Genomic DNA, 19,948 nt, shown 5'->3' with positions numbered 1-19,948 from the left:
GGCGGCGGTGACCAGGTCTTCTTCCAGGGCCACGCCTCCCCCGGCATGTACGCCCGGGCGTTCATGGAGGGCCGGTTCTCGGAGGAGGACCTGGACGGGTTCCGGCAGGAAAAGTCCAAGGAAGGCCACGCCCTGTCCTCCTACCCGCACCCGCGGCTGATGCCTGAGTTCTGGGAGTTCCCCACCGTGTCCATGGGCATCGGGCCGATGAACGCGATCTACCAGGCCCAGTCCAACCGGTACCTGCACAACCGGGGCCTGAAAGACACCTCCGACCAGCAGGTCTGGGCGTTCCTGGGCGACGGGGAAATGGACGAGCCCGAGTCCCGCGGCCTGCTCCAGCTCGCCGCGAACGAGAACCTGGACAACCTGAACTTCGTGATCAACTGCAACCTCCAGCGCCTGGACGGGCCCGTGCGGGGCAACGGCAAGATCATGCAGGAACTCGAAGCGTTCTTCCGCGGCGCGGGCTGGAACGTCATCAAGGTCGTCTGGGGCCGGGAATGGGATGACCTGCTCACCAAAGACACCGACGGGTCGCTGGTGAAGATCATGAACGAAACCCCCGACGGGGACTACCAGACCTACAAGGCAGAATCCGGCGGGTTCGTCCGCGAACACTTCTTCGGCAAAGACCCCCGCACCAAAGACCTCGTCGCGGACCTCACCGATGACCAGATCTGGAACCTCAAACGCGGCGGCCACGACTACCGCAAGGTCTACGCCGCGTACAAGGCAGCCACCGAATTCAAGGGCAAGCCCACCGTCATCCTCGCCAAAACCGTCAAAGGCTACGGCCTCGGACCGCACTTCGAGGGCCGCAACGCGACCCACCAGATGAAGAAGCTCACCCTGGATGACCTGAAGAAGTTCCGCGACCACCTGCGGATCCCCGTCACGGACGAACAGCTCGAAAAAGACCTGTACCAGCCCCCGTACTACCACCCCGGCACCGACGCTCCGGAAATCAAGTACATGATGGAGCGCCGCGCCGCCCTGGGCGGGTCCGTTCCCGAACGCCGGTCCAAGCACGCCGAGATCACCCTGCCCGAGGCCAAGTCCTACGAGGTCGCCAAACGAGGCTCGGGCAAACAGCAGGCCGCCACCACCATGGCCTTCGTGCGCCTGCTCAAGGACCTGATGCGGGACAAGAACTTCGGCAAGCACATCGCCCCGATCATTCCGGACGAGGCACGCACGTTCGGCATGGACGCGTTCTTCCCCACCGCGAAGATCTACAACCCCAAGGGCCAGAACTACCTCTCCGTGGACCGGGACCTGGTCCTGGCCTACAAGGAATCCGCCCAGGGCCAGCTGATCCACCCCGGCATCAACGAAGCCGGCGCCGTGGCAGCCTTCACCGCCGCCGGCACCGCCTACGCCACCCACGGCGTGCCCCTGGTCCCGGTCTACGTGTTCTACTCCATGTTCGGCTTCCAGCGCACCGGCGACGCGTTCTGGGCCGCCGCGGACCAGATGACCCGCGGCTTCATCATCGGCGCCACCGCAGGACGGACCACCCTCACCGGCGAAGGACTCCAGCACGCCGACGGCCACTCCCCCCTGCTCGCCTCCACCAACCCCGCCGTCGTCACCTACGACCCCGCCTACGGCTACGAAATGGGCCACATCATCCGCGACGGCCTCGAACGCATGTACGGGCCGGAATCGGAAGACCGGAACCTCATGTACTACCTCACCGTGTACAACGAGCCGATTACCCAGCCCGCCGAACCGGAGGAACTGGACGTCGAGGGCGTCATCAAGGGCATCTACCTGCTCGCCCCGGCAAAGATCGACGGTCCCCGGGCCCAGATCCTGGCCTCCGGCGTCTCCGTCCCCTGGGCCATCGAAGCCCAGCGGATCCTCGCCGAAGACTGGTCAGTCTCCGCCGACGTCTGGTCCGTGACCTCCTGGAACGAACTGCGCCGCGACGGACTCGCCGCCGAAGAGGAAGCCTTCCTCAACCCCGGCGAACCCGCCCGCGTCCCCTTCGTCACCCGGCAGCTCGAAGGAGCCACCGGACCCGTCGTCGCCGTGTCCGACTACATGAAAGCCGTCCCCGACCAGATCCGCCAATTCGTCCCCAACGAATTCGCCACCCTCGGCGCCGACGGCTTCGGCTTCTCCGACACCCGCGCCGCAGCCCGCCGCTTCTTCAAGAACGACACCCACTCCATCGTGGTGCGTTCACTGGAGATGCTCGCCCGCCGCGGCGAGGTGGATGCGCAGGCCCCGATCAAGGCGATTGAGAAGTACAGGCTTCACAACGTCAATGCGGGCACCACGGGCAACGCTGGCGGCGAAGCCTAGCCTGTCTCCTAAGTAAAGACGCGACGGCGGCCCCCTCCGAAAGGCGGGGGCCGCCGTCGTCCGTTAAGGCCCAGGGGCCATGTGACGCAGGGCAAGGTGGATTGTAGCCTTTGCACAAATGGAGGTTGCGGGACGCTGCCCGTATGCTCAAAGAATGCCAGCACCTGCCACCCCGTCCGCCAAGCGCAAACCGTCCACTCCGGGGGTTACTCCGGAGAAGTCGGAGACCCTCAAGAAACTGCGGGCAAACGTGGGCCAGCTGTCCACCACCACCATGCGCGAGCTGGAAAAGTCCCTGCCCTGGTACAGCCGGCTCAGCTCGGACGAGCGCTCGGCGCTGGGCATGGTGGCACAGAACGGCATTGCGGCTTTCGTCACGTGGTATGAGAGGCCCAGCTCTCCGTCGTGGATCCTGACGGACGTCTTTGGAACAGCACCCACCGAACTGACCCGCTCCATCAGCCTGCAGAAAGCGCTGCAGTTGATCCGGATCGTGGTGGAGGTGGTGGAGGACCAGGTACCGGTCATTGCACCGGAGGCCGACCAGCCGTCCCTCCGTGAAGCCGTGTTGCGCTACTCGAGGGAAGTTGCCTTCGCTGCGGCGGACGTCTACGCGCGTGCCGCGGAATCCCGGGGGTCCTGGGATACCCGGCTCGAGGCCCTGATTGTGGACGCCATCCTGCGCGGCGAGAACACGGACGCTTTGCGCTCCAGGATCGCGGCGCTTGGCTGGAAGGCCCAGGAGCGCTTCACGGTCATGGTGGGCAACTCCCCTTCGGAGCCCAGTGCCAGCTACGTCAGCGAGCTGCGCCGGATGGCCGGCCGGTACGCGGAGGACGCACTGGTGGGCATCCAGGGCGACCGGCTCATCCTCATCCTGGGCGGCGTGCAGGACAGGGAAACCGCATATGTGAAGCTCAGCGAGATGTTTGCTCCCGGCCCTGTGGTGTACGGCCCCGAGGCCGGTTCACTGTTGGAGGCCAGCGGTTCCGCCCAGTCGGCATTTGCCGGCCTGACCGCGGCCAGGGCGTGGCCCTCGGCCCCCCGGCCCGTGGCTGCCGACGATTTGCTGCCGGAACGGGTCATCTCCGGGGACGACGCCGCCCGCCGTTCCCTGGTCAAGAACATCTACCGCCCCTTGCTGGCCGCGTCCAACGGGCTTGTTGAAACCCTCGGCACCTACCTGGAGCTGGGGCATTCACTGGAGGCGACAGCCCGGGAACTCTTCGTTCACGCGAACACCGTGCGGTACCGTTTGAAGCGCGTCTGCGACGTCACAGGGTGGGATCCGCTCCTGCCGAGGGAGGCTTTTGTCCTGCAGGCCGCTCTCGTTGTGGGCCGTCTTTCGACGCCACCGAAAGCTGCGGTTGAACGCCAGCCGTCCCGGAATCAGCCCTGACGCGTTGTAGACTTCCTACAACCTGACCCCGTGAGCTTGGTGCGGACAAACACCGCTGGATCACACAGTAATTTGGAAAGCTGGATACGTGCTTGCAATAGTCTGCCCTGGACAGGGCTCACAGACCCCGGGTTTTCTGGCCCCCTGGCTGGAACTGCCCCCGGTGGCAGGCCAGCTGGCCGCCCTCAGCGACATCGCGGGCATTGACCTGATCGCCCACGGGACCACCTCAGATGAAGAAACCATCAAGGACACCGCCGTAGCGCAGCCCCTGATCGTCGCCGCCGGCCTGGTTGCGGCCGCTTCCCTGTTCGATGTTGAGCTCAGCTCCCTTCCGGTCATCCTGGCAGGCCACTCCGTTGGTGAAATCACCGCCTCCGCCCTTGCAGGCGTACTCACCGAGCAGGAGGCCATGACGTTCGTCCGGGAGCGTGCCAACAGCATGGCTGCAGCCGCTGCCGTCACCCCCACCGGCATGAGCGCAGTGGTGGGCGGCGACCCCGCCGACGTCCTGGCGGCCATCACGGCCGCGGGCGCCACCCCGGCCAACGTCAACGGCGCGGGCCAGACCGTTGCCGCGGGAACCTTTGACCAGCTGAAGGCCCTGGCCGACAACCCGCCGGCCAAGGCCCGGGTCATTCCCCTGAAGGTGGCCGGAGCCTTCCACACGAGCCACATGGCTCCCGCAGTCAGTGCCCTGAAGGCGCTGGAACCCCAGCTGAAGCCGCAGGCACCGAAGGTGCCGCTGCTGTCCAACTACGACGGCGGTGAAGTCACCGACGGCCACGCCGCCGTCGGGAGCCTCATTGCCCAGGTGTCACGTCCTGTCCGTTGGGACCGGTGCATGGAAACTATGGTCGCGCGGGGCGTCACCGGCGTCATTGAACTTGCTCCTGCCGGCACGCTTGTCGGCCTCGCCAAGCGGGGCATGCCCGGCGTCAAAACCGTCGCGGTCAAAACCCCTGACGACCTTTCCGCCGCACTGGCGCTTTTCGCAGAACTGGAGGGCAACGCATGAGCGTTCCCACGCTGAAACAGGCCCCGATTCAGGAGCACACCCGGATTCTCGGCCTGGGTGCCTTCCGGCCGGACGTTATCGTCACCAATGAGGACGTATGCCAGTGGATCGATTCCTCCGATGAATGGATCCGCCAGCGCACCGGCATCGTGACCCGGCACCGGGCCCCGGCCGGAGTCAGCGTCATCGACATGGCCGAGGGCGCTGCCCGCGAGGCCATGGATAAGGCTGGAATCCAGGCCTCGGACCTGGGGGCTGTCATTGTCTCCACCGTGACCCATCCCTACGCCACGCCGTCTGCCGCGGCCGCCCTGGCGGACCGCCTCGGCGCCACCCCGGCGCCTGCCTTTGACATCTCCGCGGCCTGCGCCGGCTACTGCTACGGCATCGCCCAGGGGGACGCCCTGGTCCGTTCAGGCGCCGCGAAGTATGTCCTGGTGGTGGGCGCCGAGAAGTTGTCAGACGTCATCGACAACCGTGAACGCACCATCTCCTTCCTGCTTGGGGACGGTGCCGGCGCCGTCGTCATTGGCCCCTCCGAAACTCCCGGAATCGCACCGTCGGTCTGGGGGTCGGACGGCAGCAAGTGGGACGCCATCGGCATGACCCGTTCCATGCTCGATGTCCGCGACCTTGGCCTGGCTGCCCGCCAGTCGGACTCGACAGGGGACCTTGCCCTGCTCGAGGAAGCCCAGGAACTGTACCCCACCCTCCGCCAGGACGGCCAGACCGTCTTCCGCTGGGCGGTGTGGGAGATGGCAAAGGTGGCCCAGCAGGCCATGGACGCCGCCGGAGTCCGAGCCGAGGACCTGGTGGCCTTCATCCCCCACCAGGCCAACATGCGCATCATCGATGAGATGGTGAAGAAACTGAAGCTGCCCGAGACGGTTACAGTGGCACGGGACATCGCTGATGCAGGTAACACCTCGGCAGCGTCCATTCCGCTGGCCACCCACCGCCTGCTGGCCGAAAAGCCGGAACTGAGCGGCGGACTGGCTCTCCAGATCGGATTCGGAGCCGGGCTCGTCTTCGGCGCACAGGTAGTTGTCCTTCCTTAGGAACGCCCCAACAGGCCGCAACCGCGTCCTGAACCATTTCCGGCAGCCCCTGCCGGCAATACAAGAAAAGGAGCCATCAATGGCTAGCAACGAAGAGATCCTGGCCGGCTTGGCTGAAATCGTCAACGAAGAAACAGGCCTGGCCCCCGAGGCCGTGGAGCTGGACAAGTCCTTCACCGAGGACCTGGACATCGACTCCATCTCCATGATGACCATTGTGGTCAACGCCGAAGAAAAGTTCGGCGTGCGCATCCCGGACGAAGAGGTCAAGAACCTCAAGACCGTCGGCGACGCCGTCAGCTTCATCGCCGGAGCACAGGCCTAGCCTGGGCTTTCGCCGTTCAATCGGCATGGCAGGGCTGCCGGTCCGGACGACCGGGCCGGCAGCCCGCCGCATTTTCCGGCACCTGCCCACGCAGGGACTGCTCCCAAGGGCCCTGTTCCTGGCAGTGTTGTTGCTTGCAGCAGAGTGCCGATCATCAATACGCGGGACCTCCGGCAGACGGATTCCCCACCGACGAAAGAGTGATCCCATGACACGCAAAGTAGTCATCACCGGTCTGGGTGCCACCACGCCCATCGGCGGCGATGTACCCACGATGTGGAACAACGCGCTCAAGGGGGTCTCCGGTGCCCGCACCCTGGAGGACGACTGGGTTGCCAAGTACGAGCTGCCCGTCCACTTCGCCGCGCGCTGCAGCACCCCGGCCCTGGACGTGCTCAGCCGCGTCGAGGCCAAGCGCATGGACCCGTCCACCCAGTTCGGCGTCATCGCAGCCCGTGAAGCCTGGGCTGACTCCGGCATCACCGACTTTGACAAGGACAGGCTGGCAGTCGCCTTCGCCACGGGTATTGGCGGCGTCTGGACGCTCCTTGATGCCTGGGACACCCTCAAGGAAAAAGGCCCCCGCCGGGTCCTCCCGATGACCGTTCCCATGCTGATGCCCAACGGTGTTGCCGCAGCCGTCAGCCTGGACCTCGGCGCCCGCGCCGGCGCCCACACCCCTGTTTCCGCCTGCGCGTCCGGCACCGAGGCCCTGCACCTTGGGCTCGACCTGATCCGCTCAGGCAAGGCCGACGTGGTCATGTGCGGCGGCGCCGAAGCCGCCATCCACCCGATGCCCCTCGCAGCCTTCGCCTCCATGCAGGCACTCTCCCGCCGGAACGACGACCCGCAGGGCGCCTCCCGTCCCTACGACACGGGCCGCGACGGCTTTGTCATGGGTGAAGGCGCCGGTGCACTGGTCCTCGAGGCTGAGGAGCACGCCTTGGCCCGCGGAGCGCGCATCTACGGTGAACTGGCGGGAACGTCCGTCACCGCAGACGCCTACCACATCACGGCTCCTGACCCCGCAGGCCTGGGTGCCACCCGTGCACTCAAAGCTGCCATGTTCGATGGCCGCATCCAGCCTGAGGACGTGGTGCACGTGAACGCGCACGCCACGTCAACGCCGGTGGGAGACAAGCCTGAATACACTGCCCTCCGGGCTGCACTGGGAAACCATGTGGACAACGTCGCCGTTTCCGCGACGAAGTCCCAGATGGGCCACCTCCTGGGCGCATCCGGTGCTGTCGAGGCCGTCCTGACAGTGCTTGCTGTTTACGACCGGAAGGCACCGGTCACCATCAACCTGGAAAACCAGGACCCGGAGATCCCGCTCGACGTCGTCACCTCGGCCCGCGACCTGCCGGCCGGCAACATCGTGGCGCTGAGCAACTCGTTCGGCTTCGGTGGCCACAACGCCGTCATTGCGGTCCGCAGCGTCTGACCTTCAGGACGTTGTACCGCCTACAAGAGGAGGCCCCGCCATTCGGCGGGGCCTCCTCTTTGCTATGGAAAAGTCAGGTCGACGGCGGTCAGCCCACCTGGTGGAGCCAACGAACGGGTGCGCCTTCGGCGGCGTGCCGGAACGGCTCGAGTTCCTCGTCCCAGGCCTCGCCGAGGGCAAGGGAAAGCTCGTGGTAGACGGCTGCGGGGTCACCGGCGCCTGACTCGTAGGCGTACCGGATCCTGTCCTCTGACACCATGATGTTGCCGTGCACGTCGGTGACAGCGTGGAAGATGCCCAGCTCAGGGGTGTGGGACCAGCGGCCGCCGTCGACACCCTGGCTCGGCTCCTCGGTGACCTCATACCGGAGATGCGCCCACCCCCGCAGGGACGACGCAAGCTGTGATCCCGTACCGGGGGCACCGGTCCAGGACAGCTCCGCCCGGAACATTCCGGGCGCGGCAGGCTGAGGGGTCCACTCAAGGTCCGTCCGCTTGTCCACGACAGATCCGATGGCCCACTCAACGTGGGGGCACAGAGCCGTAGGGGCCGAGTGAACGAACAGCACACCGCGGGTCATTGCAACAGACATTCCATCCTCCATAGCTCTAGGTACGTCTTCCCCAACGACCTCTGCCTGGATGGAACTGCCGTGCCGTGCACTGCGGCTGTGGTTCCTGCCTGCGTATTCAGATGTATCAGATAAAGCTGTGTCCGGGCTTACCGTGACGCAGGAAGCTGCTAGCTTCAAGCGGGACTTGAAAGTTGCCGGACGTGACTCTTATTGTGCCGTACCGCACCAAATTACGCCAGTGCGATTCTGCCCTTCGGACTTACGCCCTTGGGTGGGCCTGCTGGTAGCTCTGGCGCAGCCGGTCAACCGAGACGTGGGTATAGATCTGGGTGGTGGCCAGGCTGCTGTGCCCGAGGATTTCCTGCACTGCGCGCAGATCGGCTCCGCCGTCCAGCAGGTGCGTGGCCGCCGAATGCCGCAGCGCGTGCGGGCCTGACGCGGAGGTGTCCCCGAGTCCGGCGAAAAGGTCGTTGACCATGGAGCGGACCTGCCGCTGGTCCACCCTTCCGCCCCGGGCGCCCAGGAAGAGGGCCGGCCCGCTGTTGTCCCGGGCAAGCAGTGGCCTGCCGCGCCGCAGCCAGTCATCCACCGCGAGGGCTGCCGGAACACCGTACGGGACAGTGCGCTCCTTATTGCCCTTGCCGATGACGCGCAAAGTGCGCCGGTCCGGGTCCAGGTCATCAACATCCAGCCCCGCCAGTTCGCCCACCCGGACTCCCGTGGCGTAGAGCAGCTCCACGATGGCACGGTCCCGCAGGGCGAGCGGCGCACCCTCGGCCGCAGCTTCTTCCAGGGTGGACAGCAGCCTGGTCAACTGCCCGGCCTGCAGTACCCCGGGCAGGGACTGCCCGCGTTTCGGGGCCTTGAGCCGGAGCGCGGGATCGGTGGCGATACGCTCCTCCGCCATGGCCCAGGCCGTGAAAACCCTGACAGAGGCGGACCGGCGGGCCAGGGTGCTGCGCGCCGCACCCTCCTGGCTTTGGGCACCGAGCCATCGCCGGAGCGTTCCGAGCTCCAGGTCCTGGAGCCGGACAGCGCCTTCAGACGCAGCGTGGGACAGGAGGCTGCGGACATCGCCCAGGTATCCGCGGAGGGTGTGGGGCGAGACCGCACGCTCGGCGGAGAGGTACCGCGCGAAAGCGTCAAGCGCCCCGCCGAGCTCCGCCGGCAATCCCTCATGATCCACCCACCTACTCTCTCAGCTGCGGCAGGGAAACTACTGGCTGACACGCTCCACTCAACCGGGTGCCTGCGCTTCCCGTCCCGGGCGGCCCGGACCCGCCGGGCCGTGGGCGTCAGCCGGTTGCCCTGCCGCGTTTCCATCCTCCCCGTTCTGAGACGGCGAGGCCCAGCAGGCCCAGCCGGCCCAGCCCGGCCCGCACCGACTCCTGGGCCAGGCCAGCCACCACCGAGAGCTTTTCGACCGACGTCACGGAGCGCAGCGGCAGCGCGTCCAGGAGGATCAGATCCTCCAGCGTCAGCCCGTCCTGCACTGCAGCCTGCCCGTGGCGGGCATCAGGGAGGGCGGAGCCACTGGGGCCGGCCAGCTCGGCGACCTCGGCAGCATCCGTCACGCAGACGGCGCCTCCGTCACGCAGAAGCCGGTGGCATCCTGCCGAGTTGGCGCTGTGCACGGACCCCGGCACAGCGCCGACCGCCCGGCCAAGGGTCTCCGCGTGATGGGCGGTGTTGAGCGCCCCGGACCGCCACCTGGCCTCCACCACCACGGTCACGGCGGACAGGGCGGCAATGATGCGGTTGCGTTGCAGGAACCGGTAGCGGGTGGGGGCGGAGCCCGGAGGAACCTCGGCCAGGACGGCGCCCTGGTTGGATACGGCCCGCAGGAGGTCCTCGTTCCCCGAAGGATAGAACCGGTCCACTCCCCCTGCCATCACAGCAATGGTGGGGACCGCACCGGACGCTCCGGCGAGGGCGGCCCGGTGGGCATGCGCGTCGATGCCGTAGGCCCCTCCTGACACCACGGTGAAGCCACGCTGGGCCAGCGAGTAGGCAAGATCGCCGGTGACGGCGGCGCCGTAACTGGTGCTGTCCCGCGAGCCAACCAGGGCTATGGATGTTGCTGCTCCGGGCAGCGGCTGTTCCTGGCCCCGCCACCAGAGGCAGATCGGCTCCTGGATTCCGAGGTCTGCCAGCTGGACCGGCCACAATTCGTCCGACGGGATGATCAGCCGGCCGCCCAGTCGCGCCATGGTTGCAAGGTCCCGCTCGGGGGCCAGGTCGGGTATCCGGGGATGCCAGCGTTTCAGGGAAGCGGCCATCCCTGCCCAGCTGGTGCCGGAACCCCCGTCCGAGAGCAGCGCGGTGATCTCCCGCTCCAGCTCGGGGCCGGCTGACAGTTGCCCCGTGGCGATCCGCAGGGCGTCCACTGCGCCGGCCGCCTGCACCAGGGCAAGTCCGGCCGCGTCCTGGGGTTCCATGAGGCGTGAGAGGGCGGCTCGGGAACGCCGCTCGATGCCCATATCCATGGCTGCCTCTTTCATGCTGCCGCCGCCGCTGCCTGCCGAAGCCCCAGCGCCTGGCCGATGTCGTTGATGTCCGGTTGCTCCCGGTATCCCAAATCGGCAAGGGTCCATGCGAGCCGAAGCACCCGGTCATAGCCGCGCGCCGTGAGGACGCCGCGTTCCAGGGAATGGTCCAGGATGCGGGTGACTGCCGGCGGGAGCCGAAGCTCACCCCGGAGTATGCGGCCGGGGACCTGCGCATTGGTTTCCAGCCCGTAGGCGGCCAACCTCTCCAACTGACGGGACCGTGCGCCCAGCACCCGCCGTGCGACTGTTGCCGTGTCTTCCTCGGCCCCGGCCTGTCCGAAGTCGGCCAGGGAGACCCGTTCCACCTGAAGCTGGATGTCCACCCTGTCGAGGAGCGGACCGGACATCCTGGCCAGGTAACGCCGCCGCATCATGGGCGTGCAGGTGCAGTCGAGGCCTTTACCGGAGGCTTTGCCGCAGGGACAGGGGTTGGCGGCGAGCACAAGCTGGAACCTTGCCGGATAAGCAGCGGTTCCGGCTGAGCGGTGGATCACCAGTTCTCCGCTTTCCAGGGGTTGGCGGAGGGCATCCAGCACGCGGCGTTCGTACTCTGGTGCCTCGTCAAGGAACAGGACTCCGCGGTGGGCACGGGACGCGGCTCCGGGCCGGGGAAGCCCGGAGCCGCCCCCAATGATTGCCGCGGCGGTTGCGGAATGGTGCGGACTTTCGAACGGTGGCCGCCGGAGCAGCTGCACGGACGATGATGGCAGCCCGCACAACGAATGGATGGCCGTGACCTCCATGGACTCATGGTCGCCAAGATCCGGCAGGAGCCCGGGCAGGCGTTCCGCCAGCATGGTCTTGCCCGCACCCGGAGGCCCCGTCACGAGGAGGTGGTGGGCCCCGGCAGCTGCGACTTCCAGTGCGCGCCGGGCATCCCCCTGGCCGGAGACGTCCGCCATGTCAGGGTAGGTGCCGGCCTCCACTCCTGCGTCCCCGGGGCTGTCCGGGTCCTCAGGTTCGAAATCCAGCGCAAGCTCCTGGGGATCCGCGCCGAATTCCAGCGCCAGCCGGGCCAGGGTGCTGAACCCCCGCACCCTGGCATCAGGAACCAACGATGCCTCCGCCAAGTTTGCCTGCGCTACGACGATGTCCGGATAACCGGCCTGCACCGAGGCCATCACCGCCGGAAGGATGCCGCGAACAGGGCGCAGCCGGCCGTCGAGTCCCAGCTCGGCGATAAACACCGTCCGCCCGGTGGGTTTGATGTCATTGGCGGCACGGAGTACGGCCATGGTCACCGCCAGGTCGAATCCGGATCCCCGCTTCGGCAGGGACGCGGGGATGAGGTTGGCGGTGATCTTCCGGCGGCTCAGCGGAATTCCGGAATTCTTCGCAGCCGACCGGATCCGTTCCTTGGCCTCGTTCAGGGAGGCGTCCGGCAACCCGAGCAATACGAATGCAGGGAGGGTCTGGCCAATGTCGGCCTCGACCTCCACCATGTAGCCGTTGAGCCCCACCAGGGCGATGGAGTAGGTGCGTCCCAGGGGCATTCAGCCCACCCCCCTGAGGTGCTCCACCAGGGGCGACCCGCCGCCGTCGTCAATCACCGCGATGACGTCAACGCGCCGCAGCGGCATCCGAAGCTCACGGTCCCGGCACCATGCGGCCCCGAGCCGGTGCAACCGCGCCAGCTTGTCCGGGCCAACGGCTTCAAAGGGATGGCCGTAATCGAGAGTACGGCGGGTTTTGACCTCGGCAATCACCAGGGCATCGCCGTCGAGCGCGACGATGTCTATTTCGCCCTCGGTGCAGCGCCAGTTGCGCTCCACCACGAGCATGCCGAGGGTTTCCAGGTAACCGGCGGCAAGGTCCTCGCCGTGCCGGCCCAGCAGGTCTTTCGATTTCATGTCTACCTCCGCAACCAGCCTGGACGGGCTGGGACACGAAGGACAGGACGGCGGTCCCCTATGTGGATGAACCTGGGCCGGCAGGCCCTGTGCAGGAAAGGTCAGCTGTGCAGGAGAAGTCCGGGCCCGTGCAAAAGCGCTAGTTGCCCAGGTCGACATCCTTGGGCAGGGCAAGCTCTTCGTTGCGCGGAAGCTCTTCGACGTTGACGTCCTTGAAGGTCAGGACGCGGACACTCTTGACGAACCGTGCGGAACGGTAGACGTCCCAGACCCAGGCATCCTGCAGGGTCAGGTCAAAGTAGACCTCGCCGTCTGCGCTGCGGGCCTGCAGGTCCACGTGGTTGGCCAGGTAGAAGCGGCGTTCGGTCTCGACAACGTAGCTGAACAGCCCGACGACATCGCGGTATTCACGGTAGAGCTGAAGCTCCATGTCGGTTTCGTAGTTTTCAAGATCCTCGGCACTCATGCTTCCATCTTGCACCATCGGCAGGGCGGCTGGTGTCCGGCGCGGGGCTCAGTCCCCCGCGGCAGCAGCTTCTTCCCCGCCTGGCCCTGCACCGTCCGGCAGGCCGGCGTCAGCCAGTTCCCCACCAAGGAGCCGCCAGCTGACCCGGTGGTATGGCGTGGGCCCGGCCGCACGGAGGACATCCCGGTGCAGTGCGGTGGCGTAGCCCTTGTTGACGTCCCAGCCGAAGTCAGGGAACTCACCGTGGAGCTCCCGCATCATCCGGTCCCGCTCAACCTTTGCGATGACGCTGGCAGCCGCCACGCTCAGGCACTGCATATCCGCCTTGACCTTGGTGTGAACCGGAGCGTCGCAGCTGGCCTCCACCATGGGCTCGTCGAACAGGGACAGCTGCCCGGCAGGTGAAAGCCAGTTGTGGCTTCCGTCCAGGAGCACCGCCTCGGGGCGGACACCCGCAGAAAGGACTTCCTGCCACGCCCTGGTTCCTGCAAGGCGCAACGCGGCGATGATGCCGATGGAGTCGATTTCCTGCGCTGAGGCGTGGCCCACTGCCGAGGCCACGCTCCACCGGCGGACCAGCGGGTCAAGGCGTTCCCGCTCCGCCGGGGCCAGGAGTTTGCTGTCCCGGACCCCGGCCAGGGGCTTCTGCCGTTCCAGGTCAACCACGGCGATGCCCACGCTGACGGGCCCGGCAAGCGCGCCGCGCCCCACCTCGTCCACACCGGCAAGGTACCGGATCCCCTGGGCCTTGAAGGTCCGCTCGTGCCGAAGGGTGGGCGCCTTCCCCGGTGAGGGAATTTTGGTGCCCGGTGAGGGAACCTTGGTGGAACCGGACCTGGGCTTGAGTGCGGCGGGCATGGTCAGGGCGCCGCCGGTACGTTGCGGAACACGTCCGGATAGTTGCCCAAGGTGGTGAACCGGCTCAGTGGCCAGGCAATGACGGCGGCCTTGCCTTCGAGGTCGGCAATGTCGATGAATCCGCCGTCGGAGTCCATGTGGGCGCGGGAGTCGGCGGAATGGTTGCGGTTGTCTCCCATCACCCACACCTTGCCCTCGGGGACAGTTACGTCGAAGTTGCGGATCTGCGGGATTTCAGCCGGATTGATATAGCTCTCGTTGATGGCGGTCCCGTTAATTGTCAGTCTACCGCCGGCATCGCAGCAGACCACATGGTCCCCCGGGAGCCCGATGACCCTCTTGACCAGGTGCTGCTCGGAGTTGTCCGGCAGCAGGCCAACGAACGTCAGCCCGTCCTGGACCCAGGTGAAGGGACCCTGCGGTTGTTCGGGCGCGGCCTGGAGCCAACCCTTGGTATCCCGGAAAACCACGACGTCGCCGCGGTTCAGTGCGAACGGCTCGGGGACCAGGAGGTTGACGAAGATGCGGTCGTCCACTTCCAGGGTATTGACCATGGATTCGGACGGGATGAAGAACGCACGGAACAGGAAGGTCTTGATCAGGAAGGAGAGGACGACGGCGATCACCACCACCGTGGCCACTTCCTTCAGCCATGCGAAGACGGGGCTGCCGGCGGGCTTCGCCGCTGACTTGGCGGCGGCGCGGCTGCCCGCGGCGCCGGACGCCGGCGCGTCAGGACCCTGGGCGGAAGTCCCGGGAACGGCATCGGCCGGAACGTCCGAAGCGCCTTCGTGGCGTGGTTCGGGAGTCCGCGCGTGGTTCTCGGGCATCTACTGTCCGTTCTCTGTTGTTGGTCCTGCAGGCGGACGGGGTACTGAAGCAAATCTATCAAGCGGCCAGATGATCTGGACCGGCCTGCCGATCACCCTGTCCAGCGGGACCATGCCGCCGCCGGGGGCTCCGAGCAGGCTGCGCGAATCGGCGGACACGGAGCGGTGGTCCCCCATCAGCCACAGTCGGCCATCAGGGACCACGGCACTGAACTTTTGGGTACTGGGGGCATCTCCGTTGAAGATGTAGGGTTCCGCCAGGGCCTCTCCGTTCACCGTCACGTTGCCGCCGGCGTCGCAGCAGGCCACCGAGTCCCCCGGGAGCCCGATGACCCTCTTGACGTAGGTGGTGTCGCTGCCGGTGAGGCCGATCCAGTGGGTGACGGCGGCCGCGCTGTCCACCAAGGGGCCGTTGCCGCTGTTGAGCGGGGCGAAACTGCCCCTTCCGTCAAAAACGACAATGTCCCCGCGCCGGATGGGCTCGGCGCGGAAGTCGGTCCGGGAAACCAGGATGCGGTCCCCGCCTTCCAGCACGGGTTCCATGGACGCGGACGGGATGAAGTACACATCAAGCCACAGCGATCGGACCAGTCCGCTGACCGCAACGGCCAGGATGACGGCCAGGAACGCAAAACGCCAGCCCATTTTCCGGGGCTGGCGTTTTGTGTGGTCCATGGTCCGTATCCTGGGCGCTGGTGCTGAATGGCTCCGGCGCTGGCCGGATACGGCTGCGGCCCGGCCTCTGCAGGTCCGAAAGGACCTACTTGGCGGTGCTGAAGTCGCGCTTTTCCTTGATCTTCGCAGCCTTACCGCGCAGTGCGCGCATGTAGTAAAGCTTCGCGCGGCGGACGTCACCCTTGGTGACGACCTCGATCTTGTCGATGATCGGGGAGTGAACCGGGAAGGTACGCTCCACACCGACGCCGAAGGAAACCTTGCGGACCGTGAAGGTCTCACGGACACCGTCGCCCTGGCGGCCCAGGACGAAGCCCTGGAATACCTGGACACGGGAGTTCTTGCCTTCGATGATGTTCACGTGCACCTTGAGGGTGTCACCCGCGCGGAACTCGGGAACATCGGTACGCAGCGAGGCTGCATCGAGGGAATCGAGAATATGCATAATTGCACTCCTGGTGAACGCCACAGGTCATTCACTTTGGGTCACGGCAGCAAAACCTGGGGCGCTCGTGGCGCACCGGGGATCTCCGCCGAAAGGTAAGTGGTCCGGCCACTTCACTGATTGATGAGGCCGGTTGCCTTAGCTGTTGGTTGCGCTCCCCCTGTGGCAGGTGCGGACCCAGCAGACACAAGGACTAATTTTGCCACACCACGGGGGCTACAGCCAATCCTGCAGCTTCCGGAACCCAGGGAGCTGGCCACGGCAGCATGACGCCATTAGTCCTGCGGGATGCCTTCAGCGCCGGGGCGGCGGCGCAGGCGGCCGTCCACGACGTCGTATCCCAGGTCCTGCAGTTCCGTGCGGTCGGCACGTGGCAGCCTGCCGGCGTCGAACGCTTCGAGGAGGTCGGGGCGGCGCTCCGCCGTCCGCCGGAACTGTTCGTGGCGGCGCCACTGCGCGATCCTGCCGTGGTTCCCGCTCAGCAGCACGGCAGGCACTTCCCGCTCGCGCCACACAGAGGGCTTGGTGTAGACGGGGTATTCCAGGAGCCCGTCGGCATGGGATTCCTCCACCAGGGACTCGGGGTTGCCCACCACGCCCGGCAGCAGGCGTCCAATGGCTTCCACCATGGCCAGCACCGCAACCTCGCCGCCATTGAGGACGTAGTCCCCCAGACTGACGGGGCGGACGTCAAAATGCTCCCGGGACCACTCAATGACGCGCTCGTCGATGCCCTCGTAGCGTCCGCAGGCGAACGCAAGGTGCTCCTGCTCGGCCAGTTCGTACGCCAGCGCCTGGGTGAACCTCTCCCCCGCCGGCGACGGCACGATCAGGACCGGCCTGCCCGATCCCTCCGGGCGGTCGGCAGCGATGGACTCCAGGGCCTGCGCCCATGGTTCGGGCTTCATCACCATGCCGGCGCCCCCGCCGTAAGGCGTGTCGTCGACGGTGCGGTGCCTGTCCGTGGTGAAGGCGCGGAGGTCGTGGACGCGGAGGTCCAGGATCCCGTCCTGGCGGGCTTTTCCGATCAGGGACAGTTCCAGCGGTGCCAGGTATTCGGGAAAAATACTGACGACGTCGATCCGCATCTAGGCTTTCTCCTCCGGCTCCGAAGCGGCTGCTTCGTCCTCCGCATTCAGCTCGAAGAGGCCGTCCGGCGGCGTGAGGAGGATGAACCCGCCGTCAACATTGACCTCGGGCACGATCTGCTCCACGAAGGGAACCAGGATTTCCTTGCCCTCCGGCGTGGTGACCATGAGCAGGTCCTGGACAGGCATGGTGTTCAGTGCGGTGACCTTGCCGACCACGCGGGGACCGATCCTGGCCTCCAGGCCAACGAGTTCGTGCTCGTACCAGCCTTCGTCGTCGTCTTCGTCCAGCTCCTCGGTTTCGATGAAAAGCTTGGCGCCCCGGAGTGTTTCCGCTTCGTTGCGGGTCCCAATTTCGTCAAAGCCCAGCAGCAGGATGTCCTTGTTCCAGCGGGCGCTGATTACGGTGAGCGGGCCCGCTGACGCCGGCTCAACCACGAACTCGGTGCCCGGCACGAACCTGTCCCCAGGGGCGTCGGTCAGGACCTGGACCGTCACTTCGCCGCGGATGCCGTGCGGTTTGCCGATTCGTGCCACCTGAAGCTGCATGTGTTCCTCTGTGTTGGATGTGGTTTTCGGTGCTCTGGTAAAAGCACTCCGGCCCCTCCACCGCATGGGTGGAGGGGCCGGAGCTAAAACTGAATAGTGCCGAGCGCTCAGCGGCGGCGGTCGGTGTCGACAACGTCGACCCGTACCGGCTCGCCACCGGCCAGGGCTGCCACCACGGTGCGCAGTGCACGCGCCGTGCGGCCCTGGCGGCCAATCACCCTTCCGAGGTCGTCCTGATGAACGCGCACTTCGAGGGTGTCCCCGCGGCGGTTGTTCTTGGAGCTGACCTTGACGTCATCCGGGGAATCAACGATTCCGCGGACCAGGTGTTCCAGCGCTTCTGCCAGCAATCTACTCAGCCTCGGTGGTCTCTGCTTCGGCCTCGGCGGGAGCTTCGGCTGCATCAGACTTGGATGCCTTCTTGGTGATGGCTTCCGGGATGATCACGGAACCTTTTTCCGGGGCGACGAAGGCTTCCTTCTGGGTCTTGGTCTTCAGGGTGCCTTCCTGGCCCGGCAGGCCCTTGAACTTCTGCCAGTCGCCGGTGATCTTGAGGATCGCGGCAACCTGCTCGGACGGCTGGGCGCCGACGGACAGCCAGTACTGGGCACGCTCGGAGTCGACCTCGATGTATGAGGGCTCTTCGGTGGGGTGGTACTTGCCGATCTCTTCGATGGCGCGGCCGTCACGCTTGGTGCGTGAGTCCGCGACGACGATGCGGTAGTACGGTGCGCGCATCTTGCCAAAGCGCTTAAGGCGAATCTTTACGGCCACTGTTGTGGTCACTCCTGTTTCAGAAAAGGGGGTGAACCCGGCGTTCTGCACCCGTGGGGCGGGCCATACTTGCGGGCTCGAAGGACAGGATCCAGACGCGGAGAGAGGGGCCACGCAGATCGAGTACCTGTTTATTGTGCCAGATCAGCGCCAGGATTTCGACTCGGCGCGGCGTGACACGGGCGACGCCGGCTGGAGGTTCCGGCCGGATCAGCTCAGGCGGACCAGACGTACAGGCCGGTGCGCTCCGAGTCGTCAATTCCGCTGGCGAGTTCGGCCAGCCGCTGCACGTAGGTCCGCGCCTCTGCAGCGCCGAACGGCATGTCATCCTGCGCGGCCCATTGTTCGGCAACCTCTTCGAGGATGTCGCCTTCCCCTTCGGTTTCATAGGACAGCAGGTCCGCCAGGGCGCGCACCATGGCCGGGGGCACGGCCAGGAGCGAATCGCTGCCCACATCCACCATGGTCAGTTCGTAATCCGCTCCTCCGGCGTGCACGGCGGTACCGGCCAGGTCGCCCAGCTGCTCCACTTCGAAATCGCTGATGTCCGGGATCCGGACCGCGTCACCTGCGGGAGCGCTGCCGCCGCCGTCAAGGACGCCGGCACGCTTCAGTGCTGCGTCGTGGGTGGCAACAAAGATCTCGGTGAAGCCCATGGGGATTGCCCTCATTCCGTTGGCGGTGGTGCCGCCGGGAGGCTGCTCCTGCCCGGCCGTTCGAATTCAGCCTAGTTCGAATTCAGCCCAGTTCGGATTCAGCCTGGTTGGAATCATGCGTGGCACAGCCGGTGCTCAGCGCACAGCCACACGGATGCGGTTGCGCCACGGATCCTCGAAGCGGAGTTCGGCTCCGGTGTGGTGCGCGGCAACGCCGGCGACCTTGAGGCGGTCGGCGAGGGAGCCGACGTCGTCCCCTGACGGCACCTCGATAAGGACCTCGCCCAGGCCGAGGGTGTCCTTGCGCGGTCCCGCCCCGCGGCTGTTCCAGACGTTCATGGCCATGTGGTGGTGGTAGCGGCCGGCAGAGACAAACAGGGCCTGTCCGTGCCAGCCGGCGGTCTTCTCGAAGCCGAGGGTCCCCACGTAGAAGTCGCGGGCCGTCTGGACGTCGCCCACCTGGAGGTGCACGTGGCCGACGCCCGCCACGGACCCGAGCTGGCGCTCCAGGGAATTTTCCGTCAGGTGCTGCTCGAGGTACCGCTGCGGCGGGAGGGCCAGGCTGTCCATCACCACGTCAGTGCCGTTCCAGGACCAGTTGCTGCGCGGCCTGTCCCAGTAGAGCTCGATGCCGTTGCCCTCGGGGTCGTTGAAGTAGAAGGCTTCGCTGACAAGGTGGTCGGCGCTGCCGGTGAACGAGCGCGGTTCGAACCGGGCGGCGGTGGCGATGGTGGCGGCCAGGTCTGCCTGGTTCTCAAACAGCAGCGCAGTGTGGAACAGGCCGGCCTCTCCCCTGCCCGGAAGGTTCAGCCCGGGCGCGGGAGCCAGGTGCACAAGCGGCTTCTGCAGCCGGCCGAGGTAGATTCCGCCGTCCTGCTCGGCAATGACCTCCAGGCCGAGGGCGCGCTGGTAGTAATCGGTCATCACCTCCATGTCGCCCACCTTGAGCATCACGGTGCCCATGGCGAGGTCGGCAGGCAGAAGGTCCTGGCTTGCGGCTTGTGCAGTCATTGATAACTCCCGGTGCTGTGGGCCTTCCGGTCGGCAGCCCTTACACTCTTAAAATTACTTGAAGCT

22 protein-coding genes are annotated in these 19,948 nt (G+C 66.4%); 6 read left to right on the top strand and 16 right to left on the bottom strand.

Annotated features, from left to right (window positions below; translation table 11 throughout):
- From aceE to IEX33_RS04880, 6 genes are all read left to right on the top strand, one after another.
- A partial coding sequence (gene aceE, locus IEX33_RS04905; RefSeq protein ID WP_188728071.1) for a pyruvate dehydrogenase (acetyl-transferring), homodimeric type occupies positions 1-2,313 on the top strand: 2,313 nt, incomplete at its 5' end.
- 154 nt (positions 2,314-2,467) lie between these two features.
- Positions 2,468-3,712: a PucR family transcriptional regulator gene (locus tag IEX33_RS04900; protein WP_188728069.1), complete on the top strand. Its 1,245-nt coding sequence runs from the start codon at positions 2,468-2,470 to the stop codon at positions 3,710-3,712.
- Between the two features lie 88 nt (positions 3,713-3,800).
- Complete coding sequence (locus IEX33_RS04895; protein WP_188728067.1) at positions 3,801-4,730, top strand: ACP S-malonyltransferase; 930 nt, start codon at positions 3,801-3,803, stop codon at positions 4,728-4,730.
- A complete protein-coding gene (locus tag IEX33_RS04890; protein ID WP_188728064.1) occupies positions 4,727-5,788 on the top strand; it encodes a beta-ketoacyl-ACP synthase III in 1,062 nt (353 codons plus the stop codon). The genes IEX33_RS04895 and IEX33_RS04890 overlap by 4 nt, the downstream gene beginning before the upstream one ends.
- Before the next feature lie 79 nt (positions 5,789-5,867).
- Positions 5,868-6,113 carry an acyl carrier protein gene (locus IEX33_RS04885; protein WP_009359314.1) on the top strand — a complete coding sequence of 82 codons (246 nt, stop codon included), beginning with the start codon at positions 5,868-5,870 and terminating at the stop codon, positions 6,111-6,113.
- Positions 6,114-6,321: 208 nt separating this feature from the next.
- Complete coding sequence (locus tag IEX33_RS04880) at positions 6,322-7,557, top strand: beta-ketoacyl-[acyl-carrier-protein] synthase family protein (RefSeq protein WP_188728062.1); 1,236 nt, start codon at positions 6,322-6,324, stop codon at positions 7,555-7,557.
- An 88-nt stretch (positions 7,558-7,645) separates the two neighbouring features.
- Here IEX33_RS04880 and IEX33_RS04875 read toward each other — a convergent pair whose 3' ends face one another.
- The 16 genes from IEX33_RS04875 to IEX33_RS04800 form a co-directional block, all read right to left on the bottom strand.
- Positions 7,646-8,149, bottom strand: a complete 504-nt coding sequence (locus tag IEX33_RS04875) for a DUF3145 domain-containing protein (protein WP_066276789.1) — start codon at positions 8,147-8,149, stop codon at positions 7,646-7,648.
- 241 nt (positions 8,150-8,390) lie between these two features.
- Complete coding sequence (locus IEX33_RS04870) at positions 8,391-9,317, bottom strand: tyrosine recombinase XerC (protein WP_188728060.1); 927 nt, start codon at positions 9,315-9,317, stop codon at positions 8,391-8,393.
- A gap of 109 nt (positions 9,318-9,426) precedes the next feature.
- Positions 9,427-10,632 carry a DNA-processing protein DprA gene (gene dprA / locus IEX33_RS04865; RefSeq protein ID WP_377089934.1) on the bottom strand — a complete coding sequence of 402 codons (1,206 nt, stop codon included), beginning with the start codon at positions 10,630-10,632 and terminating at the stop codon, positions 9,427-9,429.
- The gene (locus IEX33_RS04860) at positions 10,629-12,173 is read right to left on the bottom strand and encodes a YifB family Mg chelatase-like AAA ATPase (RefSeq protein ID WP_188728059.1); all 1,545 of its coding nucleotides are present in this window, start codon (positions 12,171-12,173) and stop codon (positions 10,629-10,631) included. Before IEX33_RS04860 ends, dprA begins: the two co-directional genes overlap by 4 nt.
- Positions 12,174-12,530, bottom strand: coding sequence for a YraN family protein (locus IEX33_RS04855; RefSeq protein WP_066276799.1), 357 nt, complete (start codon positions 12,528-12,530; stop codon positions 12,174-12,176).
- A 139-nt stretch (positions 12,531-12,669) separates the two neighbouring features.
- Positions 12,670-12,996 (bottom strand): DUF2469 domain-containing protein, encoded by a 327-nt coding sequence (locus tag IEX33_RS04850; RefSeq protein WP_056335405.1) that lies wholly within the window; start codon positions 12,994-12,996, stop codon positions 12,670-12,672.
- Positions 12,997-13,044: 48 nt separating this feature from the next.
- Positions 13,045-13,854: a ribonuclease HII gene (locus tag IEX33_RS04845; protein WP_229675225.1), complete on the bottom strand. Its 810-nt coding sequence runs from the start codon at positions 13,852-13,854 to the stop codon at positions 13,045-13,047.
- Positions 13,855-13,856: 2 nt separating this feature from the next.
- Complete coding sequence (gene lepB, locus IEX33_RS04840; protein ID WP_188728057.1) at positions 13,857-14,684, bottom strand: signal peptidase I; 828 nt, start codon at positions 14,682-14,684, stop codon at positions 13,857-13,859.
- Complete coding sequence (lepB, locus tag IEX33_RS04835; RefSeq protein ID WP_188728055.1) at positions 14,685-15,359, bottom strand: signal peptidase I; 675 nt, start codon at positions 15,357-15,359, stop codon at positions 14,685-14,687.
- Positions 15,360-15,444: 85 nt separating this feature from the next.
- A complete protein-coding gene (gene rplS / locus IEX33_RS04830; protein ID WP_066276805.1) occupies positions 15,445-15,804 on the bottom strand; it encodes a 50S ribosomal protein L19 in 360 nt (119 codons plus the stop codon).
- 275 nt (positions 15,805-16,079) lie between these two features.
- The gene (trmD, locus tag IEX33_RS04825; RefSeq protein ID WP_188728053.1) at positions 16,080-16,892 is read right to left on the bottom strand and encodes a tRNA (guanosine(37)-N1)-methyltransferase TrmD; all 813 of its coding nucleotides are present in this window, start codon (positions 16,890-16,892) and stop codon (positions 16,080-16,082) included.
- The gene (rimM, locus tag IEX33_RS04820; protein WP_188728051.1) at positions 16,893-17,441 is read right to left on the bottom strand and encodes a ribosome maturation factor RimM; all 549 of its coding nucleotides are present in this window, start codon (positions 17,439-17,441) and stop codon (positions 16,893-16,895) included.
- A 107-nt stretch (positions 17,442-17,548) separates the two neighbouring features.
- The gene (locus IEX33_RS04815) at positions 17,549-17,791 is read right to left on the bottom strand and encodes an RNA-binding protein (RefSeq protein WP_018759999.1); all 243 of its coding nucleotides are present in this window, start codon (positions 17,789-17,791) and stop codon (positions 17,549-17,551) included.
- Position 17,792: 1 nt separating this feature from the next.
- A complete protein-coding gene (rpsP, locus tag IEX33_RS04810; RefSeq protein WP_188728049.1) occupies positions 17,793-18,215 on the bottom strand; it encodes a 30S ribosomal protein S16 in 423 nt (140 codons plus the stop codon).
- Between the two features lie 215 nt (positions 18,216-18,430).
- On the bottom strand, positions 18,431-18,871 hold the full coding sequence (locus IEX33_RS04805; RefSeq protein ID WP_188728238.1) for a hypothetical protein: 441 nt from the start codon (positions 18,869-18,871) through the stop codon (positions 18,431-18,433).
- 135 nt (positions 18,872-19,006) lie between these two features.
- Positions 19,007-19,882 carry a VOC family protein gene (locus IEX33_RS04800; protein ID WP_188728047.1) on the bottom strand — a complete coding sequence of 292 codons (876 nt, stop codon included), beginning with the start codon at positions 19,880-19,882 and terminating at the stop codon, positions 19,007-19,009.
- Positions 19,883-19,948: the final 66 nt, after the last annotated feature.

It is taken from the genome of Pseudarthrobacter scleromae (assembly GCF_014644515.1).
Taxonomy (GTDB): Bacteria; Actinomycetota; Actinomycetes; order Actinomycetales; family Micrococcaceae; genus Arthrobacter; species Arthrobacter scleromae.
The sequence above is the reverse complement of the archived record's forward strand: the minus strand, read 5'-3'. Positions and strand labels throughout refer to the sequence as shown.